Origin of the sequence: Wolbachia endosymbiont (group A) of Apoderus coryli (assembly GCF_947251615.1) — a bacterium.
Classification (GTDB): domain Bacteria; phylum Pseudomonadota; class Alphaproteobacteria; order Rickettsiales; family Anaplasmataceae; genus Wolbachia.
Map to the genome: position 1 here is coordinate 660,165 of NZ_OX366367.1, position 15,943 is coordinate 676,107.

The window sequence follows — 15,943 nt, forward strand, 5'->3', positions numbered from 1 at the left end:
ATTTTTTAGATCCCAGTGTCAGCTACTTGGATGACATCTAAAGACACTCCACCTTGTCATTCCAGCACGTAACGAACAACTGTACGAACATTTTGCGAAGGCAGTGTGTTAAATGCTATGGCCGGTTTTGCCTCAAACACAAAGGTGTCATCCCAGTGCTTGACACTGGGATGGCTTTGTTGCATAGCACCTTAAGCAGTGATGGTTTACGACAAATTTATGTAATGATTTCAAATTTAGCCATACCAATATCAGTGAATTTGTTGAGCAAATAGCACTTAATTAGTAATTCTTTTTCACGATTTACTTCAGATTTATTCCTAAAGCTAAATCCAAATACTTGCTTCAACCTTGAGAAAAATCCTTCTATGTAAGATCTCTTTCCATAAATTGCTTCCTTTTTCCACTCTTTTACACCATCTTGTCCATATAATTTTATTAACCTAATAGCAGCATTTCTGTCAGACATATAATCTATTTTTGAATGTTCTGCTGCATCCTTTTTTGGTAGAACTTTTGTCTTTATATCGTATTTCTTACACAATTTATAAAGTTTGTGCCTATCGTATGCCCTATCTGCATATAATGCTTTTATTTTGTGCTGAAAATTAACTTCTTCAAGCAAATCGCAAGCTCCATAGTGGTCAGAGTAGACGCCATTACTGTATCTTGCAGCTATAGCTTTTTTACTATTCACACTTAACATAACATGTAACTTTCTTACTTGCTCGTAGCTTCGGTACTTTCTATCTGCACTGTTTTCCTTACTGTGGCCAGGAGTGTTACTGTAAATGCTGATACTTGTGCTATCTATGATAATTTCAATATTTTCCATGTTGCTTTTATCAACCCTGCAATCATTTATCTTAATATTAAGTTTTTTAAACCTTCTTGATGCTTGTGAATAGCTGATAACTGCCAAATTTTTTCCTATTTGTTGCAGATATCCTTTTATAAACCCCACCGTTTGTCTTAAACCAATTCTAAAAAGATTGACAATTATATGCACCAAAATTACGACTTTATCACTGTAAATATAGTTGCCGCCCTGCATTTTTGGACTATTTTCATACCAATTTCCGATAGCTTCATCGATGTAACGAAAAATATTTCCCCTTTTTTCAAGGAATTTGTTATATTCGTTTTGGTTACTGACTTTCATTTTCTGTGGCATATTTTTTCTTCAACAGTTAAATGGTTATTTATAATGAATTTTGTCAGTAGCCACCAGATTTTTTCGGTTGCTATGCAACAAAGCCCACTGGGATCCATTCTTCTTTTTTTCTGGATTCCAGCGTCACGCGCTGGAATGACAAAAGCTGCTAATTTTTCATGTAAGTAATGGTTATGCAAGCAGTCTATTTTGTAACTAACAAAAGAGGACTTTGATTCGCATGTTTCTCACGCTTATTCTATTGTTTAACTATACTTTGAGCAATGTCTTCATAAATCTCTGCTAAATCTTCACTTAACATTAAAGGATTTCCGCAATCAGAAGCATGACATATTTGTGGATCTAGAGGAATCCTGCCTAGGAGTTTGATGCCCAGCTCCTCAGACATTTTTTTTGCGCCGTCTTTTCCAAATATGTATATTTCTGAGTCATTTTGAATGAAATAACTCATATTTTCCACAATTCCAATAACCGGTACGCTGAGCTTTTTAAGCATATCATAAATTTTGCGAGCATCGATTAAAGAGAGCTCCTGTGGAGTTGAAACTATTATCGCCCCGGTTAAGTTAAAATTTTCCATAAGACTTAAATGCACATCGCCAGTTCCAGGTGGTGTATCAACTATCAAATACTCTATATCGGACCATTTTGTTCCCATGAGCAGATTATAAAGTGCTTTTGTGATCATAGGTCCGCGCCATATTGCTGCACGATCCTTGTCAACAAAATAGCCGATTGAAATAGTATGCAGTCCATACTTTTCTATAGGTATTGCTTTTCCACCCTGTATTTCTGGCTTTAATTTTTCAGTGCCAAGCATTTGAGGAATTGAAGGACCATATATATCTGCATCAACCAGCGCAACTTTATGTTTCAACTTTGCTAATGAGAGAGCAAGATTTAGCGCAACTGTGGACTTGCCCACACCGCCTTTACCAGAGGCCACAACGATTATATTTTTCACTCCTTCGATATGTAATTTAGCTTTTTGTTGCCCAGTTTGTTTTTGACCAGTAGCAACCACGATCACTTTTGTCACCCCCGGTATAGCTTTAACAGCTTGCTCACAATTTCTTCTTAATTCTTCGTTTGCTTGCGTGTTACCGGCAACTTCAAGCACAAAACCAATGTCCCCGCCTTTAATAATGATTGAGGATATTATGCCAAGAGCGATCACATCTTTACCGCTTTTTTGCTCTATGACTTTTTTTAAGCTCTCTTTTACAATTTCTTCGTTGATCATTAGACCTCTTACATAGCAGATCCCAGTGCGGAACATTTGTTTCGAAAACAGTATGTTAAATGTTATAGCAGGTTTTGCCTAGAACACAAGCCAAGTAGCGTGACACTTAAACAGGGTCGGAGGTAAAATCCCTGACCATGAAAACGCTGGTGTTAGTTTTTCTCATCCACTGCAAATATTGCACGGTACTATCCCACTTGGTCGTCGTGGCGCGTTTCTGGGAACATTAAAATCTCATACTCAAAATCGCTGAGCCATACTGCTTGGTGCGGCAGAAAAACCTTACCAGACTCTATAATCGGAACAATTTGATAAAATCGAGTGAGTTTGTCATCATGTGGTACTATTTCGATAATTGGTAAATCACTGTTTGTTTTTAGCTCTTGCACCAATTGCTGACCACTTGTTTTTGCTTCGATTAAAATTGCGTGTGGTGTCCATCTTGCTGCTAAGGACAAAACTTGCTCTTTAAGCTTTGGATACTCAAGCTTTGCGCGATATACATCAAGTAAATAGAATTTGTTGTCTGTTTTTGCCCAGGTAGTGCAGACGCTAAAGTTGCTAGTGTACTGATAATCATTATACTCACACCCCGGCACCACCGTTTGAAAGCATAACTCAATGAATTTGAGAAAGTTGATTTTGTTCATGATATAATGTTGAAAGATGTCATCCCAGTGCCCTCTTCTTGTCATCCCAGTGCTTGACACTGGGATCCAGAAGACTTAATTTCAACCAAGTGGCTGCATAATAAAGGCTGGATTCCAGTGCCAAGCACTGGAATGACAGCAATCTACGTCATACCGCCGCGGTATCTCTAGATCCCGCTAACAAGCAGCGGGATGACGGTTGTCAGCTTCCCCTGTCATCCCAGTAGCTCCTTCGGTGTCATTCCAGTGCTTGACACTGGAATCCAGAAGACTTAATTTCAACCAAGTGGCTGCATAATAAAGGCTGGATTCCAGTGCCAAGCACTGGAATGACAGCAATCTACGTCATACCGCCGCGGTATCTCTAGATCCTGCTAACAAGCAGCGGGATGACGATTGTCAGGGTGTCATCCCAGTGCTCCGACACTGATTTCCATCCAAGACGGTGTCATCCCAGTGCCCAGACACTGGGATCCAGCCTTTCTGCAATCTCATCGAAAACGTTGTAACCACTTTCTATGATAGTTTGCTTGCTCACAAGCAAACTTTCCTGGATCCCAGTGTCTGGGCACTGGGATGACAAAAAAAGGAGCACTGGGATGACACCATTTGTTGTGTTTAACAAAGTTCGTACTTAGCTTCATGTTAGCTACAAACGTTAAGAAATTTACCAAATAAAAAAAAAGGCAAAAGAAGCCCCGTGGTTATTATCCGCTTTAAAATATTGGCGTTTTTTATGTTTTAAACGCTTGACAAGCGAAATTCAGCTGCTTTTAATTGCAACTAACTTACGCTGCAAATGTTTAAGAAATTTACCAAGCAGAAAAAAAGACAAAGAATCCCCGAGTTAGCTAGTCTTTTACTATCTCTGTCGAGTATTGGCATTTTTTGATGTCTTGTAACGCTTTATAAGCGCGTTCAGCTTATTTAGATAAAAATCTAGATGTAGATGAAGTTTTGTAAAGACATACAGTATCTATATACTGCAAAAAATTGAACATAAGACGCCGATACATTAAGTAATCCTTACCTTTTAATCTGCAGATTGGCGAAAGCAAATACAATAGCTTCAGTTTCATGATAAGAGGGCTGGCAAAGGGTGTCAAGCAAGTTTTTTCGTTTCTGCGGGCTACTTGGCTACAATGTTTGTACAATTGTGCATCATGCGCTGGAATCTGCTACCTGCAAAAAGAAACCTCTACTCCTTATTCTTCGCCCTTCCTGCACGCTTACGTTCATTTGGATCAAGGAATTTCTTGCGTAAACGTATAGATTTTGGAGTTACTTCCACCAATTCATCATCGTCTATATACGCTATCATATCCTCCAGTGTCATCATCTTTGGAGGAGTGAGTTTTATGGCTTCATCACTACCTGAAGCTCTTACGTTTGTTAATTGCTTACCTTTTAGCACGTTTATCTCCAAATCATTGTCACGGCTATGCTGGCCGACAACCATGCCACAATATACCTTATCCTGTGGCTTAATAAACATAATTCCCCTGTCTTGCAAATTGAAAATTGCATACGCCACAGCCTCACCCTTATCTGTAGAAATTAAAACTCCATTGCGCCTTCCAGAAATTGGACCTTTATGTGGAGCATAACTGTGAAATAAACGGTTAATTATGCCTGTGCCCCGAGAATCAGTTAAAAACTCTCCTTGATAACCAATTAATCCTCTTGATGGCACTAAAAACGTTAATCTTGTCCTGCCATTACCAGAAGGTCTCATGTCAGTCACTTCACCTTTTCGGAAGCTGAGTTTTTCCATGATGATTCCACTATATTCATCATCTACATCAATTACTACTTCCTCTATAGGTTCAAGTTTTTTACCGCCTTCTTCTTTAAATAACACGCGAGGGCGTGATACCGAAAGCTCAAAACCCTCCCTTCTCATATTTTCAATTAACACTCCAAGCTGCAACTCACCGCGTCCACCTACTTCAAACGCTTCACCGCTTGGTGCCAAAGTCACAGTAATTGCAACATTTGTTTCTGCCTCCGCATATAAGCGATCCTTTATAGCAGTTGAAGTAAGCTTTGTACCTTCTTGTCCAGCAAAAGGCGAATCATTAACGCTCAGAGTAATCGCCATTGTTGGCGGATCAACTGGAGTTGAGCTTACTGCAGTTGTCATTTCTGGCACAGAAATGGTATCTGAAACCGAAGCTTTTTCAAGCCCTGCAATTGCAATTATGTCTCCCGCTACAGCCTGCTCTACTGGAATGCGTTTCAAGCCAGAAAATGAGAGCAATTTAGTTAATCTTCCTCGTTCAATTACTTTGCCATCGAGGTCAAGCACCTTAAGATCTGAATTGACTTTTGCAACACCCTGATAAACCTTTCCTGTCAATATTCTGCCAAGAAACTTATCAGACTCAAGTAGAGTGACCAACATAGCAAAAGGGGCATTTTGATCATAAACAGAAGGTTTTATATAATCTATAACCGTTGAAAATAATGGGCTTAAATCTTTCCTTTCATCAGAAAGCTCCTTAGCACACCAGCCATTTCTACCTGAAGCATACAACACTGGAAAATCTAGCTGCTCGTTGGTTGCATCAAGGTTAAAAAATAACTCATATATTTCATTTAGTACTTCATCAATTCTGCTGTCTGGTCGGTCGACCTTATTGATTATCACAATTGGCTTCAAATTTGCTTTTAGTGCTTTTGAGAGCACAAATTTTGTTTGTGGCATTGGACCTTCTGCAGCGTCAACCAGCAGCAACACACCATCTGCCATGCACAATACCCTTTCTACTTCTCCACCAAAGTCCGCGTGCCCTGGCGTATCAATAATATTGATCTTTTCATCGCCCCACATTATTGATGTGCACTTTGCAAGTATTGTAATTCCGCGTTCACGTTCTTGGTCGCCACTATCCATCACTCGTTCTTGAACTTCTTGATTCTCGCGGAACGTGCCACTTTGTTTTAACATGTTATCAAGTAAAGTAGTTTTACCGTGGTCAACGTGTGCGATTATTGCTATATTTCGGATCGATTTAAATTCGTTCATTTTCTATCATTTCAAAATTAATTTAGTAATAAGTATACATAAAATACACTTGGAGTAAATAACTAAAGCTGTGCTGTGCTTCCAAGATATTATAGGATTACTTTGTTAAATATTCTCTACTCCCAGGTTTTGTTATGGGTAGTTGTTTTAATTCACTTGGAAGTTCTTCCTCGCTGTAATTTTTGATGTTCAGTTCAATCAAAGATATGACGGGAAAAGGCAGTTTTGTTTCACTATTTCTCTTTATCAAAGAAGCTTCAGCAACAACTTTACCTCCTTTCCCTTCTGCACATTCCACTGCTTCAAGTGAAGATTTGCCTGTGGTTATTACATCCTCGATAAGTAATATTTTCTCACCCTTTTTGATCTTAAATCCACGGCGTAATTCAAACTTGCCATTAACGCGCTCGCAAAACATTGTCTTTATTCCAAGCTGCCTACCAATCTCATAACCCACGATTATTCCACCAATTGCAGGAGATAATATTAAATCTATGGAGCTATTTAATTCTTTTTTTATTTTATCTGCTAATAATGCGCAAACTTTCATGGCTCTGCTTGGATTTTCAAAAATCTTCGCACACTGTATGTATGTGTCACTATGCAGTCCGGATGATAAAACAAAATGCCCATGCAAAATTGCCTCTGCTTCTTTAAATTCTTTTATTATTAAGTTATTTTCGTCTAATATCATTTTTTAAGTTTCACTATTACATTCTTTATTAATTATCTGAGTGATACAAATATCAGACCACACATTTATTGCAGTTTCAAACATATCAATGATCGTGTAAATAGGCAAAATCAGTCCCATAATATGCAGAGGAACATTCATCGATACGAGATAACTGGTTGCCATAAAATAGCATCCCATAGGCACTCCAGCGTTACCAATTGCAGCCCCTGTAGCTAAAAAAATCCATATCAACATTTCGCTCAAGGAAAATGCGTATCCGTTCATTTCTGCAACAAATATTACAGTGATTAGTATAAATGCAGCACATGCATTCATGTTAATTGTTGTGCATATTGGTAAAATAAAAGACGATAATTTCTTTGGCACCTTTAGCTTGTTCTGCACACATTCTATAGTTGTTGGCAATGTTGCACTGGATGATTTAGAAAAAAACGCAAGTGTGAGTGCTGGCATAACCCCTTTCAGCGTTTGAATTGGTGATATGCCTTTATACCACATAAATAGCGGTAAAATCAGAAATGCCTGCACAAAATTTGCAGACATTATGCAAACAAAATACCATAAAAGATTGTAGAACTCACTACCGCCTTTTAATTCATGCAAAAAACATGTAATAAAAGACCAAACAGCAAGCGGAATAAATTTTAATAATCCTTGAGCAATTTTAAGTAACGTATCAAAAAGTGCAGAGAATACTTGATATAATATATCCTGCTTTTCTTTTGAAAGTGAAACAATAGCTCCTCCCATCAAAAAAGCGATTAATATGCTACCAATCATATTATTTTCAAGAAAAACTTGCACAAAATTAGAAGGAATGAGTGATTTTAAATATGAAAAATAACTGTGGTTATTGCTGTTAATACTCCCTATTGTATTACTTATGAAATTTTTTCTTGCTGGATCTATTAACAAATAAAACGATAATGCAACAAACGCAGCTATAATAGTTGTAAGCAGAGTATAAAATAGTGTTTTCTTAACTAAGACTTTGATTTCAATTGAGTCTTTGAGCCCGGAAATTGTGGAAACTATGGATAAAAAAACCAGAGGTAAGCTTATTAATTTGAGCAAGCTGATAAAGATATCACTAAATAGCTTTGCTATTTCAAATATGATTTCATTGTTTAGGTAGTAAGCAACTATTGCAAGCAGTATAGAAAAGAGTATTGCAAACTTGTGCATTGAAAATAAAACTTCAAAGTAACATTATACAACAATTTTGCTGTTTTGGAATCAGGTTGATATAAAAAATCTTGCAATTTAGGCAAAATGTTAATACTTAACTTGCAACTGAATATGGGGGTAAGTGCACGAAGAAATGTTATCTAAATTTGGTGATGGCTACTGTGGAGCAATTTTGTTTTTTTTGAGCTTCTGGGCTGCTAGCGCTGGAATCAGAGTTGGTCTTAGTGCATCTACAAATGCTATTTCGCCTGATGCAATGGTGTCAGGAGCTTTAATGCTAGGGGGGTATAGTACCAGTTATAAGCTTCTCTACAACGAATTATGTAATAATGCCTATAGCTGCGAAAGTAAATCACTGCATCATAGAACCGATAGTTGAAAAAGTAAGAGGATGCATTTATTCGAAGACAGTGGAATTGACTGAGATTTCTTAATTTAAATTTAGGTGCACTTAGCCCATTCTGGTGATAACAAATTGGGATGGATAAGATATGATAACTAACTTTTCTGTGAGTATATAGTTTTGCCAGACACAACAGTGCGTACTACGTGTCCTTTTACTTTGCGACCATCGAAAGGAGAATTCTTTGATTTACTAGCAAAGTTGTCAGTTTTAATTTCCCATTCATGATTGAGGTCAACTAAAATTAAGTCTGCAGCAAGGTTTTTTTGTATACGACCACGTGGTATGTGTATTATATCTGCAGGCTTATATGTCAATTTTGCAAGCACATCAAGTAGACCCATTTGCCCACTGTGATAGAGTTCAAGTGAAAGGGGTAGCATTGTTTCAAGGCCAACAATACCAAATGCAGCATTTTCAAGTGGCAGATCTTTAGAACTACGATCATGCGGAGCGTGATCGGTTGCAATGCAATCAATCACACCTGTCTTTAAACCTTCAACCATAGCTAAACGATCTTCTTCAGTGCGAAGTGGCGGGTTCATTTTTGCAATTGCCCCATGTTGTTTTACTATATCTTCAGTCAAAGTGAAGTGATGAGGGGTTACTTCGCACGTAACATTTAATCCCAAATCTTTTGCACGTTTAATAGCATCAAGTGAATCTTTTGAAGAGACATGTAAAATATGGTAGTGCACATTCTCCATATCTTTCATGAGCAGTATATCGCGACTTACCATGACCGATTCTGACGCACTTAAGATCCCCTTTACTCCCAATTCTTCAGAAATTTTACCTTCGTTGATTGCACCACCTGCTGATAAATTTAAATCTTCTGCATGTTGAGCAATAGGAACACCCAGCATGCTTGAATAAAGCAGCGCCTGTCTCATAATCATTGGGTTCATAACTGGCATGCCATCATCGGTGAACCCAACCGCACCTGCTTCCTTTAAAAGTGCCATTTCAGTCAACTTTTCTTCCGAAGTGGTGATTTTAGCGTAAAATTCAACGTTTACATGTGAAGTTTCAAGTGCTCTATATTTCAAATATTTAGCCAAAACAACGCTATCAATTGCTGGAGCAGTGTTCGGCTGACAAACTACAGTTGTAACTCCCCCCGCAACTGCAGATTTGCTGCCTGTATATATAGTCTCTTTATGCTCCTGACCTGGTTCACGAAAATGTACGTGAATGTCAATAAGGCCTGGCATTAGAACAAGCCCTTTACAGTCTATTGTTTCGTCAACTCCACTTGTTGAAAATAATGATTCGCCAAAATCAACAATTTTATCCCCTTCAGTCAATAGCGAACCTTTTATATCAAGTTTAGTTTCCGGGTCGATAATACGAGCATTAGTATACGCAATTTTATAGCCTTCCTTTTGCCCTGTTTGTAACAAATTCCAAGTCTGTGTCATTATATTTGAGTATCGATTATGCAATAAATCTAAAGTTTTTTTAATAAAACACAACCAAATTAAAACACAGACTAAGAGCTGTTTTGAATTGAAATTGTCCCAAAAATCCCGCCCTTATAACCTAGTTAGCTCAGTTTTAACGTTAATGTGTGAAACTCTTAGCTCTGTTGGAGGATTTTCCAGTTGAATATCTAGCTCATTCTGCATGTTCGATAAACAAATTAAAGCTGAATCAAAATCTTCATCGAACTGTTTTGCTTCATGTATACCATCGATTATTTCCTCTAATTCTTCCACATCATCCATTTCTTGCGGCGCACTTTTTAATATCGCTTTTATTTGGTTTAAGTTTTGACGAATTTTCTCCTGATATCCAACAATTCTCTCTTGATATATATCAATTATTTTTTGACATGCGTTGCCTCTAAATGGATGTTCTTTTTTCTCTTTTATGTAAGAACTTTGAAAGTCTTTACAGTTAAGGATTGCTTCTCTATGTTTTTTTATGTCATTAATTGCGCTGATTATCGACTTATCTATTTTCTTCAAATTTTCTTCCCGTTCTTCTCTTTTAATTATACTTTTGGATTCATTTTTTATCTGGTTCATTTTGTCATACAGGTTTCTGCATTCTTTGTAAGATGCCATTGGTTGTAATATTCCTTCTTTTACACCTTTATTGTAAAAATTCTTCAACTCATCATTTGATAGTATTGTTATAGCATCTTCCCTTTTACTCTGTGATTTAGGATACTTTTTATTCAATAAACTAACATGATTTAACAAAAAATCTTTAACTAGCCCTTCTTTTTTTACTTCGGATAATTTTTCTAGTGTTTCTATATATTTCAGAGTTTCCGCAAAGAGCTGTCCACCAGAGGGAGCAAATCCTTGAAGTGGTTTACTCTGTGCTTTATAAAAATCGGTTTGTAAAAAATCTTCAGCTTGTTTTTTTATTACTGAAAGTTCATTAAAGGCTTTTTCTGGATTGATTTTCCTCAAAATACTAATAGCTTTTCTAATCGCTTTTTCTCTCTTTTTATTATCTTGCTTTTCATTTAATATCAGATGTTCAGTTTTGGTAAAAGCATTACCTTGATCACTTTTTGCAATGTTACAAACGATGTTTTTTACAACTTTTTCGGTTGCTGCATAATCTATTTCTTTTGCAAAGCAGTCAACAAATGATTGCCAAACTTTTTTATTAACAAGCTTACTTGTCTTATTTTCAAAATCTTCTATATCTTTGAATCCCAAAATAGTATAGAGATTTTTTGCGACTATTGATTCGGCATGTTGTTTTGCCACTTTACCTTTTATATTAAATGGAAATTTACTAATCTTAGTTGTACCCACAATGTTACCTCAATATTAACGCTATCTATAAAAGTATAAAGATTTAATATTTAATTTTTAATTAATGCCAGACAGCTAACTATGGGAGCATTATGCTATAGCTGACCCAAGAAAGATTTCCCTACGTCATACCGCGATTCATTCGCGGTATAGATTCCGCTAACGAGTAGCGGAATGACGAATTTGTTGTTTTTCAAATTGTAGGTCAACCTAAGCCACTTTAGCTATAGCATCAATAGCAAGTGTCAATTAACACTTTAACTTCTTACTTGTCATCAGTAATATTGTTTATATAAAAACTATAATTTTTTATGCCTGAACTTGGGAATATATTGCTACTCATAGCCTGCTTATTGTCTTTGACATATTTGTTTTTACCGCTCAGTTCTTATCGGTTTATTACCACTGCCATATTTTTTTGTGTATCAACATCAATGGCTATTTTGATCTACTGCCACATTACAAATGATTTTTCACTTGAAAACGTATATTACCACTCACACACAACAAAACCTTTGATCTATAAGATTTGTGGAGTTTGGGGAAATAAAGAAGGGTCCATGTTGCTTTGGACCTTAGTGCTCACCATGTATTTATTACTAATGGATATTTATATACCTTCTGTCATCCCAGTGCCCAGACACTGGGATCCAGAAAAAAATACACAGATTCCAGCGTCACGCGCTGCAGAACTAGCTTTAAAAAAAATCTCTCTAATCACTCATGGGCTGATTTGCTTTTGTTTTTTACTGTTCACTTTACTTGAGTCGAATCCTTTTACTAAAATGCCAGGCATTGAAACAGATGGACTGGGTTTTAATCCGATATTGCAAGATATAGGCCTTGCTATTCATCCACCGATATTATATTTGGGGTACCTTGGATTTAGTGTTCCTTTTTCGCTCTCTATAGCTGGATTAATTGCAAAAGTTGAAGGAAATGTTTGGGCTAAAATTGTCAGGCCTTGGATACTTATTTCTTGGTCGCTGCTCACTTTGGGCATCAGCTTGGGTAGCTGGTGGGCATATCGCGAACTTGGGTGGGGTGGATTTTGGTTTTGGGATCCAGTGGAAAACGTTTCTTTGATGCCGTGGCTAATTGCAGTAGCGCTGACACATTTGTTGCTTGTGGTACGAAATTTCAATGTTTTAAGAAACTTTGCTATTTTACTTACGCTTACAACTTTTATATTGAGTGTGACTGGAACATTTCTAGTCCGCTCAGGAATACTCACCTCAGTGCACACGTTTGCAGATGACCCAAGATATGGACTATATATATTAGCTCTACTTGGTGTAATTACAGTCAGTAGCCTTGTAGTATTTATCGCATTTGCAAAAAAGAATAGATCTCTTACACCACCACCTGTCATCCCAGTGCTTGGCACTGGGATCCAGGAAAAAAATATAGAGGGACCTAATTACACACCAAAGCAAAACTTCTCTGTTTTCTCCCGCTTTACAATGATGTTAATGAACAATTTATTATTCATCACTGCCTTTTTCATTGTGTTCGTTGGCACTTTATATCCTACAGTGCTCGAATATTTAACCGGTGAATTAATTTCAGTTGGAGCACCATATTACAATTCTTTATTTAACTCTATTGCACTAGCTATTCTAGTGCTCACCATGATCGGGCAATACTGCAGTTGGCAGGGAAATAGTCTATTGCCAATATTCCGTGAATACAGATTCTCATTCTGCAGTGCTGCAGCTATTTTGCCGTTTATCTTTCACATGGAGCTAATGATTGTGCTATCAATTACCATCTCCATAGCATTATTAATCTTTGTTTTAGAAGCATACAGTAAAAGAATTCGTTTATTTAAGGTAGCATTTGGTGAATCAATTTTATTAGCAAGAAGAGTTTCTAAATCCTACTATGCAATGATGCTTGCTCATGCTGGAGTGGCAATTCTAGTGCTTGGTATAGCTTATTCGGTTGGTTGGCAGGAGAAAAAAGAAAATTACTTAAAAATAGGGGATAGCATAACAGTCAATAAATTTAAAGTTACTTTACGAAATATTGAGCTAATAAAAGAAAAAAATTTCCATGCAGTGAGGGGTACAATGGATATCAGGAATTTGCTGAATAATAAGATATTAGGTGAAGTAACTCCTGAATATAGATTTTACCTTGCGGAAGGTCAGAAAAATGTTGAAAGCAGTATCTACCACAATTTATTTTCTGATATTTATGTTGTAATTGGAGAGATTGATAAGAGTAAGAGCAAAATCGCAGCTAAAGTGCACTATAAACCTGGAATGCCTATAATCTGGCTAGGATCCTTCCTTATCGCTTTTGGTTCGCTCCTTGCCGCTTTTTCTTTTAGTGGACGAGCAAGGGTTATCTAGCTGTCGTGGATTTTATTAACAACGCTCCTAGGTCCAGAGTGCAACGTATGAGAAATTACCGGGCTATAGATACTGATTTACAAAGGTTAGAACCAAAGAAAGTTATATTTTTTTATTGACAGACCTATATATTACGATATTCACTAAGGGATTAGTGAGTGATGGTTATACAATATGAACGGTGGGGTATCAGGCAAGGAAAAAGCTATACGCACTGCTTTCGATTTTAAGGATCCTTGCAGCGAGTGGCGTCAAACTTTTGAAAGTAATGCACAAACTCCTCTACAGTACTCCGATGATTCTTGTACAAGTGATAACAGTAATAATCATAGGTCAGGTGATTCAGATTCAGAAGAAGGTGATGGCCATGATTCAGGTATTAGTTCCGATGATGAGGATGACCGTACAACTTATACAGCAGTACAATTAACTAATGATTCTCTTGATAGCCAAAGATATACAGGAATATGCATTCCAACAACAATTGATGGTTGGGTAGGTGAAAATAATCATCAGACTGGTTTATCAGGTGATTTGCCAGACGGAAGTAATAATCCACAAATTTTTGAAAGTACTGATTCAGTAGAGCATAATTCTACCTACAATGATCATGTAATTTGTGATTCAGGTCACAATTCTGACGATGAGGATCAGATTCCAGAGGACTTTCCTTCAAGGAAACGAGTACGATCGATTGAAATTGATCAGTTTGAACTGTTGTACAAGAAGAGGAAAATAGAAGCACAAAATAACCAAAAATATACAGGAAATGTATGTACTCCAACAACAACTGATGGTTGGGTAGGTGAAAATAATCATCAGACTGGTTTATCAGGTGATTTGCCAGACGGAAGTAATAATCCACAAATTTTTAAAAGCGATCCTTTACAGCATGGTAGTAATGGTTTAGGTTATAACTTCAATGATTATAGTCAAGCGACTTGTAGCAAATTAAGTGCTTCAGATCAAGAAGAGGGTCAAGGCTATTCTTTAGGTGATTCTTGTGAAAGTAAAGAAAATTTGACAAAGGGCGCTGGCGGTAGTAATCAGACTTTTGAAGGTGAACAGAAAAGCTCAGAATTTCCGAAAGTTGACAATTGGTCAGATAGTGATGAGAACTCAGAAGATAGTTCGGACTGTGGTGATAATGATGTTGGTCATTATGATACAGATTGTGGTAAACGCTACAGTCATCTGTGTTTTCATGATGAAAACACAAGCATGATAAGAAAAAAAGATTCTTTTTCTTTAGCCCAAATAGAACTGAATAAAGCAGAAAAGGAAAAGTATGAAAGTATTTGGCAAGAAATGGATAAAATCCTTAGTAATTCAGATGAAGCTGGTGAATGTGAAGAAGATGATATTGGGAAGTTGAAAGGGAGACTTGATGAAGTTATAAGCCAAGCACTGGAACAAGGAATTATGTTCACTTTTCCATATAAAGATGGCGAGTCCTTTGTAGACCGTATAATTAATACAACACAAGAACTATATTGGGTCGATTCTACTGAGAATTCTAGACTTCTAGAGGAGAAAAAGATATTACAAGTAATATCGGAGGGTGCAACTTTAAATAAATTTACTAAAGAGAGGTACGATGATTATGTAAATTGTATTTACAGAGAAAAAGAGATTTTAAGTCAAAGGAATAAAAATATTTTAGGACTTAATAATTTAGCATATGAAAGTATTGTAAACAAAAGCAAGCAGACTCAAAATGTATTAGGAGTAGACAAGGATAATGGATATTTTTGTATAGAATACTCGCAAGATAGTATTGTTGAAGTTGCAGAAATCCTAAACAATGAAAAAGCCAAAGGCTTAAATTTAAGAGTTGGCATACTCAAAATTGGAGAAAGTATAGTAAGAGTTGAAAATGTAGAAGAAATAGGGGGAAAAAGAAATTACATGGATGTCTCAAAAGGTGGTATTGAAATGTCTTTTACCACTGAGGTAGGAGAGATAAGTATTTATCTAAGTCCTAGTGAGAAAGGCAGCAATAAAATAAAAGTAGAGATTGATGAGGAAAATAGAGCAAGGCTTAACAAGTTAAAAAATAAGGGAAAAAGTTTAGGGGAAAACTGTCTTTTTGGGGGAAAAAGTGTTGAGGAAGCTATAGAGCATGAAAGTGTGCGCCGTGGTACGCATTAAGAAATACTTAGCGGAGCTAAGCGGGGTTCAGAATAAATGGCCTCGAGGTGAACAACTAACTTTAACCCGAAAGGGAAGGAGGACAAGAGCATGTATGTAAAGCGAGAGTTATCTGAAGATGTGTAAGATAACGGCTTGCAACACCTGATCAATATGGTTAAAGCTAAACTGCTTGAATTCTAATCTTCAGGGGTGGGACTTCACATCCATGGGTATCGCATTTAAAACCCCATGTCTACGGTAAGCACAGATTAAACTTTCGTTTGTGTGACATT

13 protein-coding genes and 1 pseudogene are annotated in these 15,943 nt (G+C 36.8%); 4 read left to right on the plus strand and 10 right to left on the minus strand.

The features are described 5' to 3' along the window. Positions 1 to 56 precede the first annotated feature (56 nt). Together OPR43_RS03425 and OPR43_RS03430 are read right to left on the minus strand one after the other, a co-directional pair. Positions 57 to 185, minus strand: coding sequence for a hypothetical protein (locus tag OPR43_RS03425; protein WP_265035497.1), 129 nt, complete (start codon positions 183 to 185; stop codon positions 57 to 59). A 32-nt stretch (positions 186 to 217) separates the two neighbouring features. Then, complete coding sequence (locus OPR43_RS03430; RefSeq protein WP_265034372.1) at positions 218 to 1,174, minus strand: IS5 family transposase; 957 nt, start codon at positions 1,172 to 1,174, stop codon at positions 218 to 220. Between the two features lie 33 nt (positions 1,175 to 1,207). Between OPR43_RS03430 and OPR43_RS03435 the strand changes: the two genes are divergently transcribed. After that, positions 1,208 to 1,342 (plus strand): hypothetical protein, encoded by a 135-nt coding sequence (locus OPR43_RS03435; RefSeq protein ID WP_265035498.1) that lies wholly within the window; start codon positions 1,208 to 1,210, stop codon positions 1,340 to 1,342. 70 nt (positions 1,343 to 1,412) lie between these two features. On the opposite strand, the gene OPR43_RS03440 is transcribed toward OPR43_RS03435, so the two are convergent. The 6 genes and pseudogenes from OPR43_RS03440 to OPR43_RS03475 form a co-directional block, all read right to left on the minus strand. Then, positions 1,413 to 2,417 carry an Mrp/NBP35 family ATP-binding protein gene (locus OPR43_RS03440; protein WP_265035500.1) on the minus strand — a complete coding sequence of 335 codons (1,005 nt, stop codon included), beginning with the start codon at positions 2,415 to 2,417 and terminating at the stop codon, positions 1,413 to 1,415. Between the two features lie 106 nt (positions 2,418 to 2,523). Beyond that, a pseudogene (terL, locus tag OPR43_RS03445) lies at positions 2,524 to 2,983 on the minus strand (phage terminase large subunit); the annotation flags it as partial. Positions 2,984 to 3,515: 532 nt separating this feature from the next. Beyond that, complete coding sequence (locus tag OPR43_RS03460; protein ID WP_265035502.1) at positions 3,516 to 3,692, minus strand: hypothetical protein; 177 nt, start codon at positions 3,690 to 3,692, stop codon at positions 3,516 to 3,518. A gap of 573 nt (positions 3,693 to 4,265) precedes the next feature. Beyond that, positions 4,266 to 6,095 carry a translational GTPase TypA gene (gene typA, locus OPR43_RS03465; protein ID WP_265035504.1) on the minus strand — a complete coding sequence of 610 codons (1,830 nt, stop codon included), beginning with the start codon at positions 6,093 to 6,095 and terminating at the stop codon, positions 4,266 to 4,268. A gap of 97 nt (positions 6,096 to 6,192) precedes the next feature. Beyond that, complete coding sequence (gene pyrE, locus OPR43_RS03470) at positions 6,193 to 6,789, minus strand: orotate phosphoribosyltransferase (protein WP_265023405.1); 597 nt, start codon at positions 6,787 to 6,789, stop codon at positions 6,193 to 6,195. A gap of 3 nt (positions 6,790 to 6,792) precedes the next feature. Then, entirely contained in the window at positions 6,793 to 7,977 is a 1,185-nt protein-coding gene (locus OPR43_RS03475) for a dicarboxylate/amino acid:cation symporter (RefSeq protein WP_265035506.1), read from the minus strand. A 124-nt stretch (positions 7,978 to 8,101) separates the two neighbouring features. Between OPR43_RS03475 and OPR43_RS03480 the strand changes: the two genes are divergently transcribed. Beyond that, positions 8,102 to 8,359 carry a hypothetical protein gene (locus OPR43_RS03480; protein ID WP_265025617.1) on the plus strand — a complete coding sequence of 86 codons (258 nt, stop codon included), beginning with the start codon at positions 8,102 to 8,104 and terminating at the stop codon, positions 8,357 to 8,359. A 119-nt stretch (positions 8,360 to 8,478) separates the two neighbouring features. Here OPR43_RS03480 and OPR43_RS03485 read toward each other — a convergent pair whose 3' ends face one another. Together OPR43_RS03485 and OPR43_RS03490 are read right to left on the minus strand one after the other, a co-directional pair. Continuing rightward, positions 8,479 to 9,804 carry a dihydroorotase gene (locus tag OPR43_RS03485; RefSeq protein WP_265035508.1) on the minus strand — a complete coding sequence of 442 codons (1,326 nt, stop codon included), beginning with the start codon at positions 9,802 to 9,804 and terminating at the stop codon, positions 8,479 to 8,481. Between the two features lie 114 nt (positions 9,805 to 9,918). Further along, positions 9,919 to 11,160 carry a hypothetical protein gene (locus OPR43_RS03490; RefSeq protein WP_265035510.1) on the minus strand — a complete coding sequence of 414 codons (1,242 nt, stop codon included), beginning with the start codon at positions 11,158 to 11,160 and terminating at the stop codon, positions 9,919 to 9,921. A gap of 311 nt (positions 11,161 to 11,471) precedes the next feature. Here OPR43_RS03490 and OPR43_RS03495 point away from each other — a divergent pair, with 311 nt between their 5' ends. Both OPR43_RS03495 and OPR43_RS03500 read left to right on the plus strand, forming a co-directional pair. Further along, positions 11,472 to 13,517, plus strand: coding sequence for a heme lyase CcmF/NrfE family subunit (locus OPR43_RS03495; protein WP_265035512.1), 2,046 nt, complete (start codon positions 11,472 to 11,474; stop codon positions 13,515 to 13,517). Between the two features lie 174 nt (positions 13,518 to 13,691). Then, positions 13,692 to 15,668: a hypothetical protein gene (locus OPR43_RS03500; protein ID WP_265035514.1), complete on the plus strand. Its 1,977-nt coding sequence runs from the start codon at positions 13,692 to 13,694 to the stop codon at positions 15,666 to 15,668. Positions 15,669 to 15,943 lie beyond the last annotated feature (275 nt).

Bases quoted from the DNA above. Each gene is read 5' to 3' on its own strand.
- OPR43_RS03425 (WP_265035497.1), bottom strand. From the start codon at position 185: ATGCAACAAAGCCATCCCAGTGTCAAGCACTGGGATGACACCTTTGTG.
- OPR43_RS03430 (WP_265034372.1), bottom strand. From the start codon at position 1,174: ATGCCACAGAAAATGAAAGTCAGTAACCAAAACGAATATAACAAATTC.
- OPR43_RS03435 (WP_265035498.1), top strand. From the start codon at position 1,208: ATGAATTTTGTCAGTAGCCACCAGATTTTTTCGGTTGCTATGCAACAA.
- OPR43_RS03440 (WP_265035500.1), bottom strand. From the start codon at position 2,417: ATGATCAACGAAGAAATTGTAAAAGAGAGCTTAAAAAAAGTCATAGAG.
- typA (WP_265035504.1), bottom strand. From the start codon at position 6,095: ATGAACGAATTTAAATCGATCCGAAATATAGCAATAATCGCACACGTT.
- pyrE (WP_265023405.1), bottom strand. From the start codon at position 6,789: ATGATATTAGACGAAAATAACTTAATAATAAAAGAATTTAAAGAAGCA.
- OPR43_RS03475 (WP_265035506.1), bottom strand. From the start codon at position 7,977: ATGCACAAGTTTGCAATACTCTTTTCTATACTGCTTGCAATAGTTGCT.
- OPR43_RS03485 (WP_265035508.1), bottom strand. From the start codon at position 9,804: ATGACACAGACTTGGAATTTGTTACAAACAGGGCAAAAGGAAGGCTAT.
- OPR43_RS03495 (WP_265035512.1), top strand. From the start codon at position 11,472: ATGCCTGAACTTGGGAATATATTGCTACTCATAGCCTGCTTATTGTCT.
- OPR43_RS03500 (WP_265035514.1), top strand. From the start codon at position 13,692: ATGAACGGTGGGGTATCAGGCAAGGAAAAAGCTATACGCACTGCTTTC.